Here is a 21,045-nt window from a genome sequence, read left to right on the forward strand (position 1 = left end):
CCAGCTGTTGTGGGAGCCTCCCATGTTGAACACCCTTCTACCCATTCTGCTGTTCGCTGCCCTTGGCCTGGCGGTGCTCGGCGCCCTGCGCCGGGTGCGTATGTGGCGGCGTGGCCGAGCGTCCAAGGTCAATTTGATCGGCGGCCTGCTGGCCATGCCGCGACGCTACCTGGTCGACCTGCACCACGTGGTCGAACGCGACAAATACATGTCCAAGACCCACGTCGCCACAGCGGGCGGCTTTGTGCTGTCGGCGGCCTTGGCGATCCTGGTGCACGGCTTCGGCCTGCAGAGCAAGATCCTTGGCTACGCGCTGCTGGTCGCCACGGTGATCATGTTCACCGGTGCGATCTTTGTCTTCAAACGCCGCCTTAATCCACCCGCGCGCCTGTCCAAGGGCCCGTGGATGCGCCTGCCGAAAAGCCTGCTGGTGTTTGCTGCAAGCTTCTTCATCGCCACCTTGCCGGTCGCCGGCATTCTGCCCGCCAACACCGGTGGCTGGGTGATGGTCGGTTTGCTTGGCCTGGGTGTGCTGTGGGGCGTGTCGGAGCTGTTCTTCGGCATGACCTGGGGCGGCCCGATGAAACACGCCTTCGCCGGTGCCTTGCACCTGGCCTGGCACCGCCGTGCCGAACGTTTCGGTGGCGGCCGCTCCACCGGCCTCAAGCCGCTGGACCTGGAAGACCCGAATACGCCGCTGGGCGTGGAAAAACCGGTGGACTTCACCTGGAACCAGCTGCTCGGGTTCGATGCCTGCGTGCAGTGCGGTAAATGTGAAGCCATGTGCCCGGCCTATGCGGCCGGCCAGCCGCTGAACCCGAAAAAACTGATTCAGGACATGGTCATCGGCCTGGCCGGTGGCACCGACGCCAAGTTTGCTGGCAGCCCGTACCCGGGCAAGCCGATCGGCGAACATGGTGGCCACCCGCACCAGCCGATCGTCAACGGCCTGGTCGACGCCGAAACGCTGTGGTCGTGCACCACCTGCCGTGCCTGCGTCGAGGAATGCCCGATGATGATCGAGCACGTCGATGCCATCGTCGACATGCGCCGCCACCTTACCCTTGAAAAAGGCGCGACCCCGAACAAAGGCGCGGAAGTACTGGAAAACCTGATCGCCACCGACAACCCAGGCGGCTTCGCCCCAGGCGGGCGGATGAACTGGGCGGCAGACCTCAACCTGAAACTGCTGTCGGACGTGAAAACTACCGAAGTGCTGTTCTGGGTGGGCGACGGCGCCTTCGACATGCGCAACCAGCGCACCCTGCGCTCGTTCGTCAAAGTGCTCAAGGCCTCGGGTGTGGACTTTGCCGTGCTTGGCCTGGAGGAACGCGACAGCGGTGACGTGGCCCGTCGCCTGGGTGATGAAGCAACCTTCCAGCAATTGGCCAAACGCAATATCCAGACCTTGGCCAAATACACGTTCCAGCGCATCGTCACCTGCGACCCGCACAGTTTCCATGTGCTGAAAAACGAGTACGGCGCGCTGGGTGGGGATTACCAGGTGCAGCACCACAGCACCTACATCGCCGAACTGATCGCAGCCAAGAAGCTCAACCTCGGCCAGCACAAGGGCGGCAGTGTCACCTACCACGACCCGTGCTACCTGGGCCGTTACAACGGTGAATACGAAGCGCCCCGTGAAGTGCTCAAGGCGTTGGGTATCGAAGTGCGCGAGATGGAACGCTCGGGCTTCCGTTCCCGTTGCTGTGGCGGTGGCGGCGGTGCGCCGATCACCGACATCCCGGGCAAGCAACGTATCCCCGACATGCGCATGGACGATATTCGCGAGACCCAGGCGGAGCTGGTTGCAGTGGGCTGCCCACAGTGCACCGCGATGCTCGAGGGCGTAGTCGAACCGCGCCCACAGATCAAGGACCTCGCCGAGTTGGTAGCCGATGTGCTGATCGAAGAGGAAACCCCTGCGGCCCCAAAGTCGCCAACGGTTAAACGTGAACCTGCGGAGGTGCACTGATGAGCGACATCATCCGCCGCGACCCACGCGCCGAGTGGATCGCCCGTAACCGTCTGCACCCGCTGCACGCGGCCATGCAGACGCAACAAACCAGCTGGATGGGGCCGAACGGCCTCATGCGCAAGAACCCCCATGCCATCGCCGCCGGTTTCATCGGCCCCAGTGGCATCAAGCGTATCGACCGCAGCGGTGCCCAGCAGGGCACGGGTGTGGGCGGGCGACGCACAGCGGCGGCGGCCGTCCAGTTGCCGCTGCACCAGGTGCCGGCGCCGGCGTTCTACATTGCTGTGGTGCCGGACATGGTCGGTGGCCGCCTGAGCAGCCACGACCGCGACCTGCTGGGCCTGGCCCATAGCCTGGCCGGCAACGACGGCGCAGTGTTGACCGTGGTATTTGGTGAACACAAGGAAAGCAATTTTTCCACAGCCGGCGTCGACCGCCTGCTGGTTATCGAAGGCGAAGCGTTCGAGGGTTATGCACCGGAGCAACTTGTGCAGGGGTTGCGGGCTGTGGATAACCAGTTCACACCGCGCCACTGGCTGCTGCCCGACAGCCGCACCGGTGGCGGCGAGCTGGGGCGGCGCTTCGGTGCCGCCTTGGGCGAACGGCCCGCGACGCGGGTTTGGCAGGTCAAGGACGGCCAATGCATCGGCCGCGCCGGTGCGGGTCAACAGGACCTGCAACGCGCCGTGCCACGGTTGATCCTGGCGGCGGCGGAATGCGCGGAGCCGGTCAGCGAAACCCGTCACGAAGCGCTGCCCGTAGAGTTGTCCACAAGCGTCGCACGCAGCCTGTCGCGTATCGAAGACCTCGGCTCGGTGGCCGTGGACCCGGCCACCATTGCCATGGCCGAGTCCGAGTTCATCGTTTCGGGCGGCAACGGCGTCAAGGACTGGGACCTGTACCACAAGGCAACTGCGGCCCTGGGCGCCACCGAAGGCGCCTCGCGGGTGGCGGTGGACGACGGCTTCATGCCGCGCAACCGCCAGGTCGGTGCTACCGGTACCTGGGTCACGGCACGGGTGTACGTGGCTGTGGGTATCTCTGGCGCGATCCAGCACCTGCAGGGCATCGGTGCCTGCGACAAGGTGGTGGCGATCAACATGGACCCTGGCTGCGACATGATCAAACGGGCTGACCTGTCGGTGATTGGCGACAGTTCGGCGATTCTCAAGGCGTTGATCGAGGCTGTGGACAACTTCCGCAGCGGCGGCCAGCGCGACGCGGCATAAGGGCACGAGCATGAGTACGAAAGTCATCAGCCTGGTTTCCATCGGTGCTCACCCAAGTTCTGGCCGCGCGCGCCGCGCCGAGCAAGATGCCCGCGCGGTGGAGCTGGGGTTGCAACTGGCTGGGGATAACTTGCAGGTAGTGCATGCCGGTGACCCGCGGGAAGAGGCGCTGCGGGCCTATCTGGGCATGGGCCTGGAGCACCTGGACGTACTGGAACAGCCAGCCGGGGCGGATGTGTTGGGCGTGCTTGGCGACTACCTGCGCGACGCTGGCGCCCAGCTGGTGCTGACCGGGACTCAGGCCGAAACGGGCGAAGGTTCGGGCATGTTGCCGTTCCTGCTGGCTGAGAAGCTGGGCTGGCCGTTGATCGTTGGCCTGGCGGAAGTGGAGTCGATTGAAAATGGCACCGCCCAGGTGCTGCAGGCACTGCCACGCGGGCAGCGGCGTCGCCTGAAGGTGCGCCTGCCGTTGTTGGCGACTGTGGATAACGCCGCGCCCAAGCCACGCCAGAGCGCGTTCGGGCCGGCGCGGCGGGGTGTGTTGGCAGCACGTAACGTGGCGATTGTCGAAGACGACCTGCTGGCCGAGGCAGAGCTGCAACCGGCCCGCCCACGGCCCAAGCGATTGAAGGTGATCAAGGCCAAAAGCGGCGCCGACCGGATGAAGGCGGCAACGGCCAAGGCCAGTGGCGGCGGGGGCAAGGTGCTCAAGGATGTATCCCCGCAAGAAGGCGCCGAGGCAATCCTCAAGCTATTGGTGGAGGAAGGGGTCCTGCGCTGAATTATCTGCCGTGCGTCATGCGCGCACTTTGTAGGAGCAGCCTTGTGCTGCGAAGAGGCCGGTAAATGCACAGTGAATCTTCGCTGCTGTCACGGGCCTCTTCGCAGCGCAAGGCTGCTCCTACAGGGCCGGTTTGCTGGGCCGTCAAGGCAGCTCGCCAGCCACATTGAAGGCCCAGAAGGCCAACCCTTCGATCACCGGTTCGAAGGTGACCCGCTCCCCCTCCAGCAGCCGCACCCTGCCCACCATCAGAATTGCACACCGTGCCACGAAATAGTCCCCGCTGCCGTCCTCAGCCTTGATCACTCCCACTCCCTTCACCTCGTGGAACCACTTCACAGTGCCGTTTAGGCGCCTGTGCATAAGTGACCTCTGGCTAAGCTCAACCTGTGGCTTTAATCAAACACAAAGGGGGGTTATGTGGAAACTGGCAGAAATGACAGGTCCGGTGGAATCTTACCCCCGGAATCTGTTCGCCAAGGTGTGGATAAAGTGTTCGTGCTTCGCTACAGCCCAAGAGGGATGCGGGATTCAAGGGCATGATCGAATAATGATCAAATAAAAGCTGGCATTGGGCTGTTTGAATGCGGGGCTAATGCGCGAAGTTCCCCACAATCGCTGTTGGCGGCTCTGTGGATAAGATGTTGGCTGTCGTCTGTAGCACACGTACATAGCGGGCTTGGCGATATCGTTCAAATAATGATCAAGTCTTCTCCGTATTGCGCAAACCGTTACCAATTGGGCCTTTCAGGCATTTATTCACAGCCTTGAACAGACAACAGGAGGAGTTGTTAACGAATTCTGTTCATCCACCTGTGGGCAAGGTGTTCGTGAATGGTCGTAGCCCTTGTAGGGCCTGGGCTGTAGAGTTTTGCTCAAAATTCGACCAAGGCGACTGTCATTTCTGCCAGTTTCCTAATGTGCTCACCGGTACTATCGTCTCGTTATTCCATCGAAACGAGCTCAGACTATCGATGAATAATCTTTTGCTGATGACGGATAGGCAGCGTTCAGTGTTGGCGGGGCGCAGCTCAAGCTCGATAGAAAGAGCCTTCACACCATACGGCTACGCGCCACTGGGGGCAGGCCCTCTCACGGCCTTTGCGGGGCAGCGTCATGATCCATTGACAGGGTGCTATCACCTTGGCAACGGACATAGGCTGTATAGCCCTCGCCAGATGCGTTACTTGAGCCCAGATCGCCTGAGCCCCTTTGGCAGGGGCGGGTTGAATGCATATGCCTACTGTGCAGCGGACCCTGTGAACCACATCGACCCTAGCGGCAGGTTCCTGGCGGTACTGACTTCAATTGAAGCTTCCAGAGCTACGACCCTTGCGGCCTATGCCGGCCTCAATGTGGCTGCCTGGATGACGCGTGCCCCAAACAACGCGAGTGTCTGGGGGCTGCGGCAACTGGCAGTCGAAACAGCATTGGTGACGACAGGCGTGGGTATGTTGTTTACCGGCTCGCCTAGTTTGCAGCCCGTGGCGTTGGGCTTGGTTACCGCTGGCAATACAACTTCGATCTTTAAATCGTTAATAACGATCGGGCAAAGGTTGGGAAATGGGTTGGGAGAAGCTTGGAGGTCTATAGGAGACAATATCCGCAGTGTTTTCAGTATAAAGCGTGAGCAAAAACAAATTCTGCCTCCCACGCCTAGCCCAGTGTCGTCAATACCTGCTATTTCCAATACTGTCAGGGAGCTCAGAATCGATATGGACTCGGGCCATATGAGCATTCAGATGCATGAAATAGTCTCGGAGGTCAGATCTGGGGAGGTGAGTCCCCCTCAGAATTTACAGATGACTTGGCTGTGATGCGCCATACCCGCTCACGTAGCTATACCGCCTATGGTGCTGTGTGTGGGGTGGTGTCTGGCTCCCGCCTGGCATTTTGCGGGGAATACCGCGACGCATTGGCTGGGCATTACCTTCTCGGTAACGGTCGACGGGCCTACAACCCAGCGCTCATGCGCTTCAACAGCGCCGATACGCTCAGCCCGTTTGGCAGGGGCGGGATAAATACCTATGCCTATTGCTTAAACGATCCGATCAACCGGGTCGATCGCAATGGCGCATTCTCCTTTCCCAAATCAGTTTATTTTGCTGTCTTGGCGATGTCGTGGTGCCCTATCTGTGGAAATCACCAGGCCAGATACCCGGCGTGGTCGTGGACCTTATGCGGATTCAGACAGGAATTAGCCCGGTGCAGACGATTGTTAGTAACGTTGTGCAGAAGATCCGTGGAAACCCGGTGGGCACGATTGATCGTGCATGAAGGTCATAACCAGGCAGCCAATTTTCTGCCTGCCTGGTTCACTATTGTTTACTGCGCCTGCACTTCCTTCAAATACGGCGCTGGCTCCGCCCCCAGGTTCTCCAGCACCCGCTGGCTGTACCAGTCGATGAAGTTCACCACACCAAACTCATAAGTCTTCGAGTACGGCCCTGGCTGGTACGCCGTGGAGTTGATCCCGCGCTGGTTCTCTTCCGCCAGACGGCGGTCCTGGTCGTTGGTGGCATCCCACACCTTGCGCATCTGCGCAGGGTCGTAGTCGACGCCTTCGACCGCGTCCTTGTGCACCAGCCACTTGGTGGTCACCAAGGTCTCCTGGGCGCTGATCGGCCACACGGTGAAGACGATCATGTGATCGCCCATGCAGTGGTTCCACGAGTGCGGCAGGTGCAGGATGCGCATCGAGCCCAGGTCCGGGTTCTTGATGCGGCCCATCAGCTTCTGGCAGGCCTGCTTGCCGTCCATGGTCATCGACACGGTGCCCTTGAGCAGCGGCATGCGCACGATGCGGTTACGCAGGCCGTGGCTCTTGTGCAGGTACGGGATTTTCTCGGCGTCCCAGGCAGCGGCAGAGGCGGCCACGTGGTCCTTGAATTCCTGGCTGGCACGCGGGTCGTTGGTGTCGTCCCATTCAAGCAGGGTCTTCAGCAGCTCGGGGTGCGAGCCGCTGCAGTGGTAGCACTCGCGGTTGTTTTCCAGTACCAGCTTCCAGTTGGCCTTTTCCAGCAACTGGGTCTGCACCGCGATCTTGGTGTTCTCCATGTCGTACGGTTCCATGTAATGGTCCAAAGTGGCCAGGAACTCGTCGATGGCTGGCGGGTTTTCCGCCAGGCTGATGAAGATGTAACCCCCCGCGACCTTCACGTTCACAGGCTTGAGGCCGTATTCCTTCATGTCGAAGTCGGCGCCCATTTCGGTGCCGGCGAACAGCAGGCGGCCGTCCAGCTCGTAGGTCCACTGGTGGTAATGGCAGACCAGCTTGGCCACCTTGCCCTTGTCGCTGGTGCACAGGCGCGAGCCGCGGTGGCGGCAGACGTTGTGGAAGGCATGTACCTTACCTTCGGCGCCACGGATGACGATGATCGGGTTCTTGCCGATCTGCAGGGTGATGAAGTTGCCTTTGGCCGGAATCTCGCAAGTCATGCCGGCGATCAGCCACTCTTTGTGGAAGATCTCCTGCATGTCGATCTGGAACAGACGCTCGTCGGTGTAGAAAGGCTGGGGCAGCGAGTAGGTGCGCTCGCGGGTTTGCAGCATCTCGGCGGTGGCCTTGCGTGCTGCTTCCAGTGGATCGCCCAGGCTCAGGGTTGCGGTGACGTCCATCGTGTGGTCCTCGGGGCCGTGTGCGGCCGGCAAAAGGTGGCTAATCATTGTTGTGGTGCCGCAAGGCTGTCGTTAAAAAAACAGCAGGTTCTTTTGCCGTGGAGTGTGCGTCCGAAGGCGTCGTGAACCGTATCCATGGGCGACATGGCCGATTTGAATAACGACGCCACAGCCCTTGTAGCATGGGGCTGGTCGCGATAAGTACGCCGATGTCGCAGGCAGGAATGTACGTCGCCTTCAGCTTGCGCATTATCGACGCCATAAAAAGGCCAATAGTCGGCTGCTGGAGATGAACATGTCCGATACCTTCCTCAATCCGGTCACCACCCAGACCTGGGCCAACGGCCGCCACATCGTGCGCTGCGTCAAGGTCATCCAGGAGACCTGGGACGTGCGCACCTTCTGCTTCATGGCCGACCAACCGATCATGTTCTTCTTCAAGCCAGGGCAGTTCGTCACCCTGGAGCTTGAGATCGAAGGCAAGCCGGTGATGCGCTCCTACACCATCTCCAGTTCGCCGTCGGTGCCTTACAGCTTCTCGATCACCGTCAAGCGTGTGCCGGGTGGGCATGTCTCCAACTACCTGCACGACACCATGCACGAAGGCGCCGAACTGCCCGTGCACGGGCCGGTGGGGTTGTTCAACGCCATCGACTTCCCGTCGGGTAAGGTGCTGTACCTCTCGGGCGGTGTCGGTATTACCCCGGTGATGTCGATGGCGCGCTGGTTCTACGACACCAACGCCAATGTCGACATGGTGTTCGTGCACAGCGCCCGTTCGCCGAAAGACATCATCTTCCACCGCGAGCTGGAGCAGATGGCCTCGCGCATCCCCAACTTCAGCCTGCACATCATTTGCGAGAAGCACGGGCTGGGCGAGCCGTGGGCGGGTTACCGCGGGTACCTGAACCAGCGCCTGATGGAACTGATCGCGCCCGACTATATGGAGCGCACGGTGTTCTGCTGCGGCCCGACGCCGTACATGACTGCGGTCAAACGCATGCTGGAAGCCGTCGGCTTCGACATGAAGAACTACCACGAAGAATCGTTCGGCGCGACGCCCGCAGAAGCCAAGGCCGATGCCGTGGAGCATGCCGAGCAGGCCGCCGATGCGCCGGAAGTGGATGTTTCGGACCTCAACCTGGTGGAGTTCATCGGCAGCGAGAAGAGCATCCGCATCGCCCCGGGCGAGACCGTGCATGCGGCGGCGGCGAAAGTTGGGCTGATGATCCCCAAGGCTTGCGGCATGGGCATTTGCGGGACATGCAAGGTGCTCAAGCTGGGCGGCGAGGTGGAGATGGAACACAACGGCGGGATTACCGAGGAAGACGAGGCCGAGGGGTACATTCTGTCGTGCTGCAGTGTGCCGAAAGGGGATGTGCGGATCGATTACTGATCCGTAGATCCAAGGGGCCGCTCCCACAGGTTCACCGAGTACTTCAGGCTTGCGCATAACCTGTGGGAGCGGGCTTGCCCCGCGAAAGGGGCCGCAGGTCAGGTACGGAAGCGCGCTACCAGCCCATTCAAATCCACTGCCAACCGCGACAACTCGGCACTCGCTGCGCTGGTCTGATGCGCCCCGGTCGCGCTCTGCACCGACAGGTCATTGATATTCACCAGGTTGCGGTCCACCTCGCGGGCCACCTGGGCCTGCTCTTCCGCCGCGCTGGCAATCACCAGGTTACGCTCGTTGATCTGCGCCACCGCACCCGCAATGGTGTCCAGCGCCATGCCCGCACCCCGGGCGATATTCAAAGTTGACGCGGCACGTTCGGTGCTGGTGCGCATCGACTCCACCGCCTCTTCGGTCCCGCCCTGGATGCTGCCGATCATCCGCTCGATTTCGCTGGTCGACTGCTGGGTACGATGGGCCAATGCCCGCACCTCATCCGCCACCACGGCAAAGCCTCGGCCTGCTTCACCGGCACGGGCCGCTTCGATCGCGGCATTGAGCGCTAGCAGGTTGGTCTGGTCGGCCAGGCCGCGAATCACATCCAGCACTTTGCCGATGTCACGCGACTGCTCGGCGAGGTGAGTGATCAGCGTGGCAGTGGCCTGCACATCACCGCTCATGCGCTCGATGGCGCCGACGGTTTCCAGTACCAGGTCGCGCCCGTCGCCGGCCGAACGGCTGGCTTCACCAGAGGCCTCCGAGGTGCTGACCGCATTGCGCGCCACTTCTTCCACGGCACTGGTCATCTCGGTGACCGCAGTGGCAGCCTGCTCGATTTCGTTGTTCTGTTGCTGCAAGCCACGGGCGCTTTCGTCAGTGACGCTGTTGAGCTCTTCCGCCGCCGAGGCCAGTTGGGTTGCCGAACCGGCAATCAATTGCAGGGTGTCGCGCAGTTTCTCCTGCATGCGGGCCATGGCGCGTAGCAGGCGCGCGGCTTCGTCGGTGCCTTCGGCACGGATGACGTGGGTGAGGTCGCCGTCGGCCACCTGCTCGGCGCATTTGAGCGCCTCTTCAATCGGTTTGACGATACTGCGGATCAGCAGGAAGGCGCACAGCAGGGTCAGCACCGTGGCTGCGATCAACAGGCCAATCACCAGGGCGAAGGCAGAGGCGTACTGGCTGGCAGCCGTTTCATTGGTGGCGCGGGTCTGGTCGGTGTTGATGCGCACCAAGGTGTCCATGACCTTGTTGATCTGCTCGGAGTTGGCCAGCAGGTCGCGGTTGAGCAGGTCGCGCAGTTCGTCGGTGCGGCCTGCCTGGCTCAGGCTGCGCATGCGCGCCTCCAGCTGGCGGTACTGATTGAGCAGTTGGCTGTATTGATCGTAAGCCGCTTGCTCGTCGCGTGCGCCAATCATGGGCTCGTAGGCACGGCGCGCCTGGTCGATCTGGGTGTTGCGTTGGTCCAACAGGTTGAGGGTGTCGCGCTGCGTCTCGGGGTCGCGGTTGAGCAGCAGGCGATAGGAAAGGGTGCGCATGCGCAGGTTCAGCGCAGTAAGTTCGTCCAGCGTCTTGATGCTGGGCACGCTGATGCTTTCGATGGCAACGCCGGCCTGGCGGATGTTGCCCATCTGCATCAGCGAGAAGATGCCGAGGCCGAGCATCAACAGGCCGATCAGCGCGAAGCCGAGCAGCGCGCGCGGGGCGATATTCATGTTGCGTAGGGACATGAGGGGCGTAATCCAGGCAAGGGAAAGAGGTCGCAGGGGAGGGCGACGAAATATGACTTGCCTGGCTATCGGTCGTGACTGGTCAGTCTTGAGCGAGACCGGTGAAAATTGTGAGCGCGCTAACCTTTTCCTGACCGGCGGTTGATCCAGGTCGGAACAAGCGGGCGCTTACCCTGTCAATCTGCGGGTTAGAAACCTTAAGAATCCGATATTTAATGGCGAGGACTCACGCTTTTCTTTATCGTGTGCGGCCTTTGCAACAACCTGAGATAGACCCCATGCTGGAAGCCTCCCTGAATCAAATCGAGCAACTGGTCAGCGACCTGATGCAGAAAAACGCTCAACTCACCGAGCAGAACACTACCCTGGGTCAGCAATTGGCACAGGCTAAGGAAGAAAACGAGACCCTGCAGCTGTCGCTGATGGAGCAGGAAGAGAAGAACGGCGCCACCGCCGCGCGCATCCAGGCGCTGGTTGACCGCGCCAATGCGGGTGTCGTCAACGCATGAGTCTGCAAGCGCAGCCGGTCAATGTCGTGTCGATCCTCGGCAGCGACTATTCGATCAAGGCGCCCGAAGGCCAGGAAGAAACCCTGGCGCAGGCGGTGCGGATGCTGAACACCGCCCTGGCCGAGACCAAGCGTTCGTACCCGACCCTGATCGGTGACAAGCTGCTGGTGCTGGCGGCCCTGAACCTGTGTTCCAAGCAGGTTGAGCTGCAGAAAGAGCATCAACAGACGCTGGCGCGTACCCAGGCGCAGATCGACGCCACGGTGGACGCGATCGTTCGGACTATCGCCGAACAATAAAGCACTCCGCGACCCCTTGTAGGAGCAGCCTTGTGCTGCGAAGAGGCCGGTGAAAACGCAGGGATTTCCGCTGCTGTCACCGGCCTCTTCGCAGCACAAGGCTGCGCCTACAATGTCCCAGATCACTGGAATAACTGGATACGTAAGTGTATACACTTCCCCCAAAACAATAATTGGCGGGGAGCACGGGCATGCGTATCTGGCGGCAAAGTATCCAGTGGCAATTGATCGCAAGCATGGGCGCAGCCCTGCTGGCGAGCATCCTGGTGGTGGTGATCATCTTCACGGTGGCGCTCAACCGCCTGACCGAACGCTACCTGGTCGACACAGCGCTGCCAGCCAGTGTCGAGGCAATCCGCAACGATATCGAGCGCATGCTCGGCCAGCCGCTGGTGGCGGCCGCCGACATAGCCGGCAATACCCTGCTGCGCGATTGGCTTGCGGAGGGCGAAGACCCCGCTCAAACCTCACGCTTTATCGAATACCTCGAGGCTGCCAAGCAGCGCAACAAGGCCTTTACCACGCTGTTCGCCTCCACCGAAACCGGCCACTACTACAACGAGAAGGGGCTGGACCGCACACTCAGCCGGGCCAACCCGAAGGACACGTGGTTCTACGGCTACATCGACAGCGGCGCCGAGCGCCTGATCAATATCGACATTGACGGTGCCACGGGCGAGTTGGCGCTGTTCATCGACTATCGCGTGGAAAAAGACGGCAAGCTGGTTGGCGTGGCGGGTATGGGCTTGCGCATGACCGAGTTGTCGAAGCTGATCCACGATTTCAGCTTTGGCGAGCACGGCAAGGTATTTTTGGTACGCAATGATGGGCTGATCCAGGTGCACCCGGACAGCGCCTTCAGCGGCAAGCGCCAGCTTGTCGACCAGCTTGACGCACAGGCCGCGAAAGCGGTGATGAGTGGCGACCAGGGCCTGCGTACCAGCCGCTTCCAGCGTGATGGCGAAAGCTACCTGGCGTTAGGCTTGCCACTGCGCGACCTGAACTGGACCTTGGTCGCCGAAGTGCCTGAGGCCGAAATCTACGCGCAGATGCATCAGGCAGTCTGGCTCACCACCTTGATCGGTGGTGGCGTGGCGCTGTTGTCCTTGCTGCTGGTGGTGTTGCTGGCGCGCGGCTTGGTACGGCCGATCCGCCGCGTCACGGCCGCACTGGTGCAGATCGGCAGCGGCGCGGGAGACCTCAGCCACCGCCTGGATGATTCGCGCCAGGACGAACTGGGTGACTTGGCCAGAGGCTTCAACCGCTTTCTCGACAGCCAACGGGGGTTGATCGGCGAGGTGCTGCGCACGACTGAACGCTTGCACTTGGCCGTCGAACAGGTGACCCAGGTGGTGGACAACACGGCCGAGCGCTCCGGTCGCCAGCAGGAAATGACCGAAATGGTCGCCACCGCCGTGCATGAGATGGGCCTGACCGTGCAGGACATCGCCCGCAATGCCGGCAATGCCGCTGAAGCGTCACAATCGGCGCGCGACGAAGCCTTGCAGGCGCGTGACGTGGTGCGGCGCTCGATCCAAGGTATTGAAGGCATGTCCGGCGACATTGGCAAGGCGGCGGATGCGGTCGCACAGTTGGCCGACGAAGTCGCCTCGATCGATGAAGTATTAGCGGTGATCCGCAGTATTTCCGAGCAAACCAACCTCTTGGCGCTGAACGCTGCGATCGAGGCGGCGCGGGCAGGGGAGATGGGGCGTGGCTTTGCCGTGGTCGCCGATGAGGTGCGTACCCTGGCGCGGCGCACGCAGCTGTCTACCGATGAAGTGCAGCAGATGATCCAGCGCTTGAAGCAGGGCGCAGGCTCGGCGGTGACGTCGATGCAGGCAGGGCAGCAGGCGACGGGTAGCGGCGTTGAATCGAGCCAGCGCACCGGTGCCTCGTTGGGGGCGATTACCGACAAGGTCGAGCACATCAGCGACATGAACCATCAGGTGGCGACGGCGACTGAAGAGCAGTCAGCGGTGACGGAGGAGATCAACCGGACGGTACAGGGGATTTCCGACCTGGCCAGGGAGACAGCGGCGGAGGTGCAGGGGTGCCGGGCGGAGTGCCAGGCGTTGCGTGGGTTGGCTGATGATTTGGCGCGGCAGATGGGTGGGTTCAAGCTTTAGAGGGTTGGAGCTGCTGCCATCGCATTCGCGGGGCAAGCCCGCTCCCACAGGTCCCGCACAGTTTCAGCATCTGTGAGGACCCTGTGGGAGCGGGCTTGCCCCGCGAATGCGATCTATCAGGCAGTGATGATCGCGCGGATATCCGCCGCCAGCTCACGCACCCGATCTTCTTCAGTATCCCAGGAGCACATGAACCGCGCCCCGCCACTGCCAATAAAGGTATAGAACCGCCAGCCCTTGCCCCGCAGCGCTTCAATCGCGTGCTCTGGCATCTGCAGAAACACCCCGTTGGCCTCCACCGGGAACATCAGCTCAACCCCTGGCAGGTCGCTCACCAGCGACGCCAGCAGCTGCGCGCAGTGGTTGGCGTGCGTGCCGTGGCGCAGCCAGGCGCCATCTTCCAGCAGCCCAACCCAGGGCGCAGACAAGAAGCGCATCTTCGACGCCAACTGCCCGGCCTGCTTGCAGCGGTAGTCGAAGTCTTCGGCCAGCTGGCGATTGAAGAACAGGATCGCCTCGCCCACCGCCATGCCGTTTTTGGTACCGCCAAAACACAGTACATCGACGCCGGCCTTCCAGGTCAACTCCGCCGGGCTGCAACCGAGGAACGCGCAGGCATTGGTGAAACGCGCGCCGTCCATGTGCAGGTTAAGGCCCAGTTCCTTGCAGGTGGCGCTGATCGCCTTGAGCTCGTCGGGGCGGTACACGGTGCCCACTTCGGTGGCCTGGGTGAGTGTTACCACACGTGGCTTGGGGTAGTGGATGTCCTGGCGCTTCAACGCCACTTCACGGATCGACTCAGGCGTCAGCTTGCCGTTGATGCTGGGCGCGGTGAGCAGCTTGGAGCCGTTGGAGAAAAACTCCGGCGCGCCGCATTCATCGGTTTCGACGTGGGCGGTCTCGGAGCAGATCACGCTGTGGTAGCTCTGGCACAGCGAGGCCAGGGCCAGGGAGTTGGCTGCAGTGCCGTTGAAGGCGAAAAACACTTCGCAGTCGGTTTCGAACAAGTTGCGGAAGTACTCGGCGGCGCGCTCGGTCCACTGGTCATCGCCATAGGCGCGTTCGTGGCCCATGTTGGCCTTGGCCATGGCGGCCCAGGCTTCGGGGCAGATGCCGGAATAGTTGTCGCTGGCGAATTGTTGGCTCTTATCTGTCATGACACGGTCCTGTGAACGACGCAGAACAGCACTCTAAACCATCGATTCAGCAGTTGCCTATACAACCCATACATAAGCTGATTTCAGGGTTGTTTGAACGGGCCTCTTCGCGGGTAAACCCGCTCCCACAGGGATACCCAAAGGCTTCAAGCACCGCCGTACCTGTGGGAGCGGGTTCACCCGCGAAAGGGCCGGCACAAACAGCAAATCAGCGAATGTCGTAAACGCGCCATTGCAAGGCGTGCGCAGGCATCTGACCCACCCCGGCCAGTCATACCATCGCCACAAAGGGCCACAGTGCTCTACAGACAAGAAACGATCGCTGCCGGGAGACAACAAGATGTTCAGCAAGCAAGACCAGATCCAGGGTTACGACGACGCACTGCTGGCGGCGATGAATGCCGAAGAACAGCGCCAGGAAGATCACATCGAGCTGATCGCCTCGGAGAACTACACCAGCCAGCGCGTCATGCAGGCCCAAGGCAGCGGCCTGACTAACAAATACGCCGAAGGCTACCCAGGCAAGCGCTACTACGGTGGCTGCGAGCACGTGGACAAGGTCGAGGCACTGGCCATCGAGCGCGCCAAGCAGCTGTTCGGTGCTGACTACGCCAACGTCCAGCCGCACTCCGGCTCTTCCGCCAACGGCGCGGTGTACCTGGCCCTGCTGCAGGCCGGTGACACCATCCTGGGCATGAGCCTGGCCCACGGCGGCCACCTGACCCACGGCGCCAAAGTGTCGTCCTCGGGCAAGCTGTACAACGCGGTTCAATACGGCATCGACACCAAGACCGGCCTGATCGACTACGACGAAGTCGAGCGCCTGGCGGTCGAGCACAAGCCGAAAATGATCGTCGCCGGCTTCTCGGCCTACTCCAAGACCCTCGACTTCCCACGCTTCCGCGCCATCGCCGACAAGGTCGGTGCGCTGTTGTTCGTCGACATGGCCCACGTTGCCGGCCTGGTTGCCGCGGGCCTGTACCCCAACCCGATCCCGTTCGCCGACGTGGTCACCACCACCACCCACAAGACCCTGCGCGGCCCACGTGGCGGCCTGATCCTGGCCAAGTCCAACGAAGAAATCGAGAAGAAGCTCAACGCTGCCGTGTTCCCCGGCGCCCAGGGCGGCCCGCTGATGCACGTCATCGCCGCCAAGGCCGTGTGCTTCAAGGAAGCGCTGGAGCCAGGCTTCAAGGCCTACCAGCAACAAGTCATCGAAAACGCCCAGGCCATGGCCCAGGTGTTCATCGACCGCGGCTACGATGTGGTTTCCGGCGGCACTGACAACCACCTGTTCCTGGTCAGCCTGATCCGCCAGGGCCTCACCGGTAAAGATGCCGACGCCGCCCTGGGCCGCGCGCACATCACCGTCAACAAGAACGCCGTACCGAACGACCCGCAGTCGCCGTTCGTCACCTCGGGCCTGCGTATCGGCACCCCGGCCGTCACCACCCGCGGCTTCAAGGTCGCTCAGTGTGTGGCCCTGGCCGGCTGGATCTGCGACATCCTCGACAACCTCGGTGACGCTGACGTCGAAGCCGATGTGGCGAAGAACGTCGCGGCGCTGTGCGCAGACTTCCCTGTTTACCGCTGAGTGGAGTAAACGACCATGCAACGCTACTCGGGCTTCGGCCTCTTCAAACACTCCCTCAGCCACCACGAAAACTGGCAGCGCATGTGGCGCACGCCGACCCCTAAAAAGGTCTACGACGTGGTCATCGTTGGCGGTGGCGGCCATGGCCTGGCCACGGCCTACTACCTGGCCAAGGAACACGGCATCACCAACGTCGCAGTGATCGAGAAGGGTTACCTGGGCGGCGGCAACACCGCCCGTAACACCACCATCGTGCGTTCCAACTACCTGTGGGACGAATCGGCGCAGTTGTACGAGCACGCCATGAAGCTGTGGGAGGGCCTGTCCCAGGACATCAACTACAACGTGATGTTCTCCCAGCGCGGTGTCTACAACCTGTGCCACACCTTGCAGGACATTCGTGACTCCGAGCGCCGCGTCAGCGCCAACCGCCTCAACGGCGTCGATGGCGAACTGCTGAACACCGCCCAGGTCGCGGCCGAAATCCCGTACCTGGACTGCTCGAAGAACACCCGTTACCCGATCCTCGGCGCGACCGTTCAGCGCCGTGGTGGCGTTGCCCGTCACGACGCCGTGGCCTGGGGTTACGCCCGTGCTGCCGACGCCCTGGGCGTGGACCTGATCCAGCAGACCGAAGTGATCGGTTTCCGCAAGGAAAACGGCGCGGTCATCGGTGTCGAAACCAACAAAGGCTTCATCGGCGCCAAGCGTGTCGGCGTGGTCACTGCGGGTAACTCCGGGCACATGGCCAAACTGGCCGGCTTCCGCCTGCCGCTGGAATCGCACCCGCTGCAAGCCCTGGTGTCCGAGCCGATCAAGCCAATCATCGACAGCGTGATCATGTCCAACGCCGTGCACGGCTACATCAGCCAGTCCGACAAGGGCGACCTGGTGATCGGCGCCGGTATCGACGGTTGGGTCGGCTACGGCCAGCGCGGTTCGTACCCGGTGATCGAGCACACCCTGCAAGCGATCGTCGAGATGTTCCCCAACCTCTCGCGCGTGCGCATGAACCGCCAATGGGGCGGCATCGTCGACACCTCGCCGGACGCCTGCCCGATCATCTCCAAAACCCCGGTCAAGAACATGTTCTTCAACTGCGGTTGGGGTACCGGTGGCTTCAAGGCGACCCCGGGTTCGGGCAACGTCTTCGCTGCCAGCCTGGCCAAAGGCGAGATGCACCCACTGGCCGCGCCGTTCTCCATGGACCGTTTCTACAACGGCGCATTGATCGACGAACACGGCGCCGCCGCCGTCGCCCACTAACCGGAGACACCGTCATGTTGCATATTTTCTGTCCCCACTGCGGCGAGCTGCGCTCCGAAGAAGAGTTCCACGCCTCTGGCCAGGCGCACATCGCCCGCCCGCTGGACCCTGCCGCCTGCTCCGACGAGGAGTGGGGCACCTACATGTTCTTCCGCGATAACCCGCGCGGTATTCACCATGAACTGTGGGACCACGTTGCCGGCTGCCGTCAGTACTTCAACGTCACCCGCGACACCGTGACCTACGAGATTCTGGAAACCTACAAGATTGGCGAGAAGCCGCAGGTGACCGCCAACGGCAAGCAAAACAGCGCACCGTCGACCGTCAAAGGCCAAGGGGAAAAAGTATGAGCCAGACCTATCGCCTCGCCAGCGGCGGCCGTATCGATCGCAGCAAGGTCCTGAACTTCACCTTCAACGGCAAGACCTACCAGGGTTATGCCGGTGACAGCCTGGCCGCTGCGCTGCTGGCCAACGGCGTCGACATCGTCGGCCGTAGCTTCAAGTACTCGCGCCCGCGCGGCATCATTGCCGCCGGTACCGAAGAGCCGAACGCCATCCTGCAGATCGGCTCCAGCGAAGCCACCCAGATCCCTAACGTGCGTGCCACCCAGCAGGCGCTGTACGCCGGCCTCGTCGCCACCAGCACCAACGGCTGGCCTAACGTCAACAACGACGTCATGGGCATCCTTGGCAAGGTGGGCGGCAGCATGATGCCGCCGGGCTTCTACTACAAAACCTTCATGTATCCGAAATCGTTCTGGATGACGTACGAGAAGTACATCCGTAAAGCGGCCGGCCTTGGCCGTGCACCGCTGCAGAACGACCCGGACAGCTACGACTACATGAACCAGCACTGCGACGTGCTGATCGTCGGTGCCGGCCCTGCTGGCCTGGCCGCCGCCTTGGCTGCTGCCCGCAGTGGCGCCCGCGTAATCCTCGCCGATGAACAGGAAGAGTTCGGTGGCAGCCTGCTCGACACCCGCGAAACCCTCGACGGCAAGCCTGCCGCTGATTGGGTCAATGCGGTGGTCAAAGAGCTGGAAAGCCTGCCGGAAGTGACCCTGCTGCCCCGCGCCACGGTCAACGGCTACCACGACCACAACTTCCTGACCATCCACGAGCGCCTCACCGACCACCTTGGCGACCGCGCCCCGATCGGCCAGGTGCGTCACCGCGTGCACCGTGTGCGTGCCGGCCGTGTGGTACTGGCCGCTGGCGCCCACGAGCGCCCGCTGGTGTACGGCAACAACGACGTCCCGGGCAACATGCTGGCCGGCGCTGTGTCCACCTACGTACGCCGCTACGGTGTGGCCCCGGGTCGCAAACTGGTGCTGTCGACCAACAACGACCACGCCTACCGCGCTGCGCTGGACTGGCACGACGCTGGCCTGCAAGTGGTCGCCATCGCCGACGCCCGCCACAACCCACGCGGCTCGCTGGTTGAAGAAGCGCGTGCAAAAGGCATCCGTATCCTCACTTCCAGCGCCGTGGTCGAGGCCAAAGGCAGCAAGCACGTGACCGGCGCCCGCGTGGCCGCCATCGACGTGCAGGCCCACAAAGTCACCAGCCCAGGCGAAACCCTCGAGTGCGACCTGATCGCCAGCTCCGGCGGTTACAGCCCGATCGTCCACCTGGCGTCGCACTTGGGCGGTCGCCCGGTCTGGCGCGATGACATTCTCGGCTTCGTGCCGGGCGATGCACCGCAAAAACGCGTTTGTGTCGGCGGTATCCATGGTGTCTACGCCCTCGGCGACGTGATTGCCGACGGCTTTGAAGGCGGCGTTCGCGCAGCCACCGAAGCCGGCTTCAAGGCCACCACCGGCACCTTGCCGAAAACCGTGGCACGCAAGGAAGAGGCCACCGTGGCGCTGTTCCAGGTGCCACACGACAAGGGCAGCAAAGGGCCTAAGCAGTTCGTCGACCAACAGAACGACGTGACCGCTGCCGGTATCGAGCTGGCCACCCGCGAAGGCTTCGAGTCGGTCGAACACGTCAAGCGCTACACCGCGCTGGGTTTCGGTACCGATCAGGGCAAACTGGGCAACATCAACGGCCTGGCCATCGCCGCCCGTTCGATCGGCATCACCATCCCGGAAATGGGCACCACCATGTTCCGCCCCAACTACACGCCGGTCACCTTCGGTGCGGTAGCGGGCCGTCACTGTGGGCACCTGTTCGAACCTGTACGCTTCACCGCCCTGCATGGCTGGCACGTGAAGAACGGCGCCGAGTTCGAAGACGTTGGCCAGTGGAAACGCCCGTGGTACTTCCCCAAAGCCGGTGAAGACATCCACGCCGCCGTGGCCCGCGAGTGCAAGGCCGTGCGTGACAGCGTCGGCCTGCTCGACGCCTCGACCCTGGGCAAGATCGACATCCAGGGCCCGGACGCGCGTGAGTTCCTCAACCGCATCTACAGCAACGCCTGGACCAAGCTCGACGTGGGCAAGGCCCGCTACGGCCTGATGTGCAAAGAAGACGGCATGGTCTTCGACGACGGCGTGACCGCCTGCGTTGGCGACAACCACTTCTACATGACCACCACCACCGGCGGCGCCGCACGCGTGCTGCAGTGGCTGGAGCTGTACCACCAGACCGAATGGCCAGAGATGAAGGTGTACTTCACCTCGGTCACCGACCATTGGGCGACCATGACCCTGTCCGGCCCCAACAGCCGCAAGCTGCTGAGCGCGCTGACCGACGACATCGACCTGGACAAGGACGCTTTCCCGTTCATGACCTGGAAGGAAGGCACCGTCGCCGGCGTACCGGCCCGTGTGTTCCGCATCTCGTTCACCGGTGAGCTGTCGTACGAAGTGAACGTGCAGGCCAACTACGCCATGGGCGTGCTGGAAAAGATCATCGAGGCGGGCAAGCAATACAACCTGACCCCGTATGGCACCGAGACCATGCACGTGCTGCGTGCCGAGAAGGGCTTCATCATCGTCGGCCAGGACACTGACGGCTCGATGAACCCAGACGACCTGAACATGAGCTGGTGCGTCGGCCGCAACAAGCCATTCTCGTGGATCGGCCTGCGTGGCATGAACCGCGAAGACTGCCTGCGCGACAACCGCAAGCAGCTGGTCGGCCTCAAGCCGGTGGACCCGACCCAATGGCTGCCAGAAGGCGCGCAACTGGTGTTCGACCCCAAGCAACCGATCCCGATGGACATGGTTGGCCACGTCACCTCCAGCTACGCGGCCAACTCCCTGGGGTATTCGTTCGCCATGGGTGTGGTCAAAGGCGGCCTCAAGCGCATGGGCGAGCGGGTGTACTCGCCGCAGGCTGACGGCAGCGTGATCGAGGCGGAAATCGTGTCTTCGGTGTTCTTCGATCCGAAGGGTGAGCGGCAGAACGTTTAAG

16 protein-coding genes and 3 pseudogenes are annotated in these 21,045 nt (G+C 62.2%); 14 read left to right on the plus strand and 5 right to left on the minus strand.

Features of this window, described 5'->3' with window-relative positions; translation table 11 throughout:
- Nucleotides 1–22 precede the first annotated feature (22 nt).
- From dgcB to D886_RS0112725, 3 genes are read left to right on the plus strand one after another with little or no spacing between them, the layout of a single operon-like run.
- Entirely contained in the window at nt 23–1,975 is a 1,953-nt protein-coding gene (dgcB, locus tag D886_RS0112715; RefSeq protein WP_027594295.1) for a dimethylglycine demethylation protein DgcB, read from the plus strand.
- Entirely contained in the window at nt 1,975–3,207 is a 1,233-nt protein-coding gene (locus D886_RS0112720; protein ID WP_027594296.1) for an electron transfer flavoprotein subunit alpha/FixB family protein, read from the plus strand. The genes dgcB and D886_RS0112720 overlap by 1 nt, the downstream gene beginning before the upstream one ends.
- A gap of 10 nt (nt 3,208–3,217) precedes the next feature.
- Entirely contained in the window at nt 3,218–3,988 is a 771-nt protein-coding gene (locus D886_RS0112725; protein ID WP_027594297.1) for an electron transfer flavoprotein subunit beta, read from the plus strand.
- A 144-nt stretch (nt 3,989–4,132) separates the two neighbouring features.
- Here the strand turns inward: D886_RS0112725 and D886_RS0112730 are convergent, their stop codons facing one another.
- Nucleotides 4,133–4,351: a cold shock domain-containing protein gene (locus D886_RS0112730; RefSeq protein ID WP_027594298.1), complete on the minus strand. Its 219-nt coding sequence runs from the start codon at nt 4,349–4,351 to the stop codon at nt 4,133–4,135.
- 629 nt (nt 4,352–4,980) lie between these two features.
- Between D886_RS0112730 and D886_RS27465 the strand changes: the two genes are divergently transcribed.
- Nucleotides 4,981–5,805: an RHS repeat-associated core domain-containing protein gene (locus D886_RS27465; protein WP_256215054.1), complete on the plus strand. Its 825-nt coding sequence runs from the start codon at nt 4,981–4,983 to the stop codon at nt 5,803–5,805.
- Nucleotides 5,805–6,062, plus strand: a pseudogene (locus D886_RS28580) (RHS repeat-associated core domain-containing protein); the annotation flags it as partial. The gene D886_RS27465 and the pseudogene D886_RS28580, both read left to right, overlap by 1 nt.
- A 251-nt stretch (nt 6,063–6,313) precedes the next feature.
- Here D886_RS28580 and gbcA read toward each other — a convergent pair.
- Nucleotides 6,314–7,606: a glycine-betaine demethylase subunit GbcA gene (gene gbcA, locus D886_RS0112740; RefSeq protein WP_027594299.1), complete on the minus strand. Its 1,293-nt coding sequence runs from the start codon at nt 7,604–7,606 to the stop codon at nt 6,314–6,316.
- 295 nt (nt 7,607–7,901) lie between these two features.
- Between gbcA and gbcB the strand changes: the two genes are divergently transcribed.
- A complete protein-coding gene (gene gbcB, locus D886_RS0112745; protein ID WP_027594300.1) occupies nt 7,902–9,002 on the plus strand; it encodes a glycine-betaine demethylase subunit GbcB in 1,101 nt (366 codons plus the stop codon).
- A gap of 98 nt (nt 9,003–9,100) precedes the next feature.
- Here gbcB and D886_RS28805 read toward each other — a convergent pair whose 3' ends face one another.
- Nucleotides 9,101–9,973, minus strand: coding sequence for a methyl-accepting chemotaxis protein (locus tag D886_RS28805; protein WP_371097753.1), 873 nt, complete (start codon nt 9,971–9,973; stop codon nt 9,101–9,103).
- Nucleotides 9,956–10,726, minus strand: a pseudogene (locus tag D886_RS28810) (MCP four helix bundle domain-containing protein); the annotation flags it as partial. The pseudogene D886_RS28810 and the gene D886_RS28805, both read right to left, overlap by 18 nt.
- A 278-nt stretch (nt 10,727–11,004) precedes the next feature.
- On the opposite strand from D886_RS28810, the gene D886_RS0112755 reads away from it, so the two are divergent.
- The 4 genes and pseudogenes from D886_RS0112755 (at nt 11,005) to D886_RS28820 (ending at nt 13,663) form a co-directional block, all read left to right on the plus strand.
- Complete coding sequence (locus tag D886_RS0112755; protein ID WP_027594302.1) at nt 11,005–11,235, plus strand: hypothetical protein; 231 nt, start codon at nt 11,005–11,007, stop codon at nt 11,233–11,235.
- Nucleotides 11,232–11,534 (plus strand): cell division protein ZapA, encoded by a 303-nt coding sequence (locus D886_RS0112760; protein WP_027594303.1) that lies wholly within the window; start codon nt 11,232–11,234, stop codon nt 11,532–11,534. Before D886_RS0112755 ends, D886_RS0112760 begins: the two co-directional genes overlap by 4 nt.
- 236 nt (nt 11,535–11,770) lie before the next feature.
- Nucleotides 11,771–12,799, plus strand: a pseudogene (locus D886_RS28815) (cache domain-containing protein); the annotation flags it as partial.
- 135 nt (nt 12,800–12,934) lie between these two features.
- Entirely contained in the window at nt 12,935–13,663 is a 729-nt protein-coding gene (locus D886_RS28820) for a methyl-accepting chemotaxis protein (protein ID WP_371097754.1), read from the plus strand.
- A 116-nt stretch (nt 13,664–13,779) separates the two neighbouring features.
- Here the strand turns inward: D886_RS28820 and D886_RS0112770 are convergent, their stop codons facing one another.
- Nucleotides 13,780–14,820, minus strand: a complete 1,041-nt coding sequence (locus D886_RS0112770; protein ID WP_027594305.1) for a low specificity L-threonine aldolase — start codon at nt 14,818–14,820, stop codon at nt 13,780–13,782.
- A gap of 340 nt (nt 14,821–15,160) precedes the next feature.
- Between D886_RS0112770 and D886_RS0112775 the strand changes: the two genes are divergently transcribed.
- From D886_RS0112775 to D886_RS0112790, 4 genes are read left to right on the plus strand one after another with little or no spacing between them, the layout of a single operon-like run.
- On the plus strand, nt 15,161–16,414 hold the full coding sequence (locus D886_RS0112775) for a serine hydroxymethyltransferase (RefSeq protein WP_027594306.1): 1,254 nt from the start codon (nt 15,161–15,163) through the stop codon (nt 16,412–16,414).
- A 15-nt stretch (nt 16,415–16,429) separates the two neighbouring features.
- Nucleotides 16,430–17,680 carry a sarcosine oxidase subunit beta family protein gene (locus D886_RS0112780; RefSeq protein ID WP_008089646.1) on the plus strand — a complete coding sequence of 417 codons (1,251 nt, stop codon included), beginning with the start codon at nt 16,430–16,432 and terminating at the stop codon, nt 17,678–17,680.
- 14 nt (nt 17,681–17,694) lie between these two features.
- Entirely contained in the window at nt 17,695–18,030 is a 336-nt protein-coding gene (locus D886_RS0112785) for a sarcosine oxidase subunit delta (RefSeq protein WP_027594307.1), read from the plus strand.
- Nucleotides 18,027–21,044 carry a sarcosine oxidase subunit alpha gene (locus D886_RS0112790; RefSeq protein ID WP_027594308.1) on the plus strand — a complete coding sequence of 1,006 codons (3,018 nt, stop codon included), beginning with the start codon at nt 18,027–18,029 and terminating at the stop codon, nt 21,042–21,044. Before D886_RS0112785 ends, D886_RS0112790 begins: the two co-directional genes overlap by 4 nt.
- The last annotated feature ends 1 nt before the right edge of the window (nt 21,045 follow it).

The sequence above is a fragment of the Pseudomonas sp. LAIL14HWK12:I7 genome, from assembly GCF_000483465.1.
Taxonomy (GTDB): Bacteria; Pseudomonadota; Gammaproteobacteria; order Pseudomonadales; family Pseudomonadaceae; genus Aquipseudomonas; species Aquipseudomonas kermanshahensis.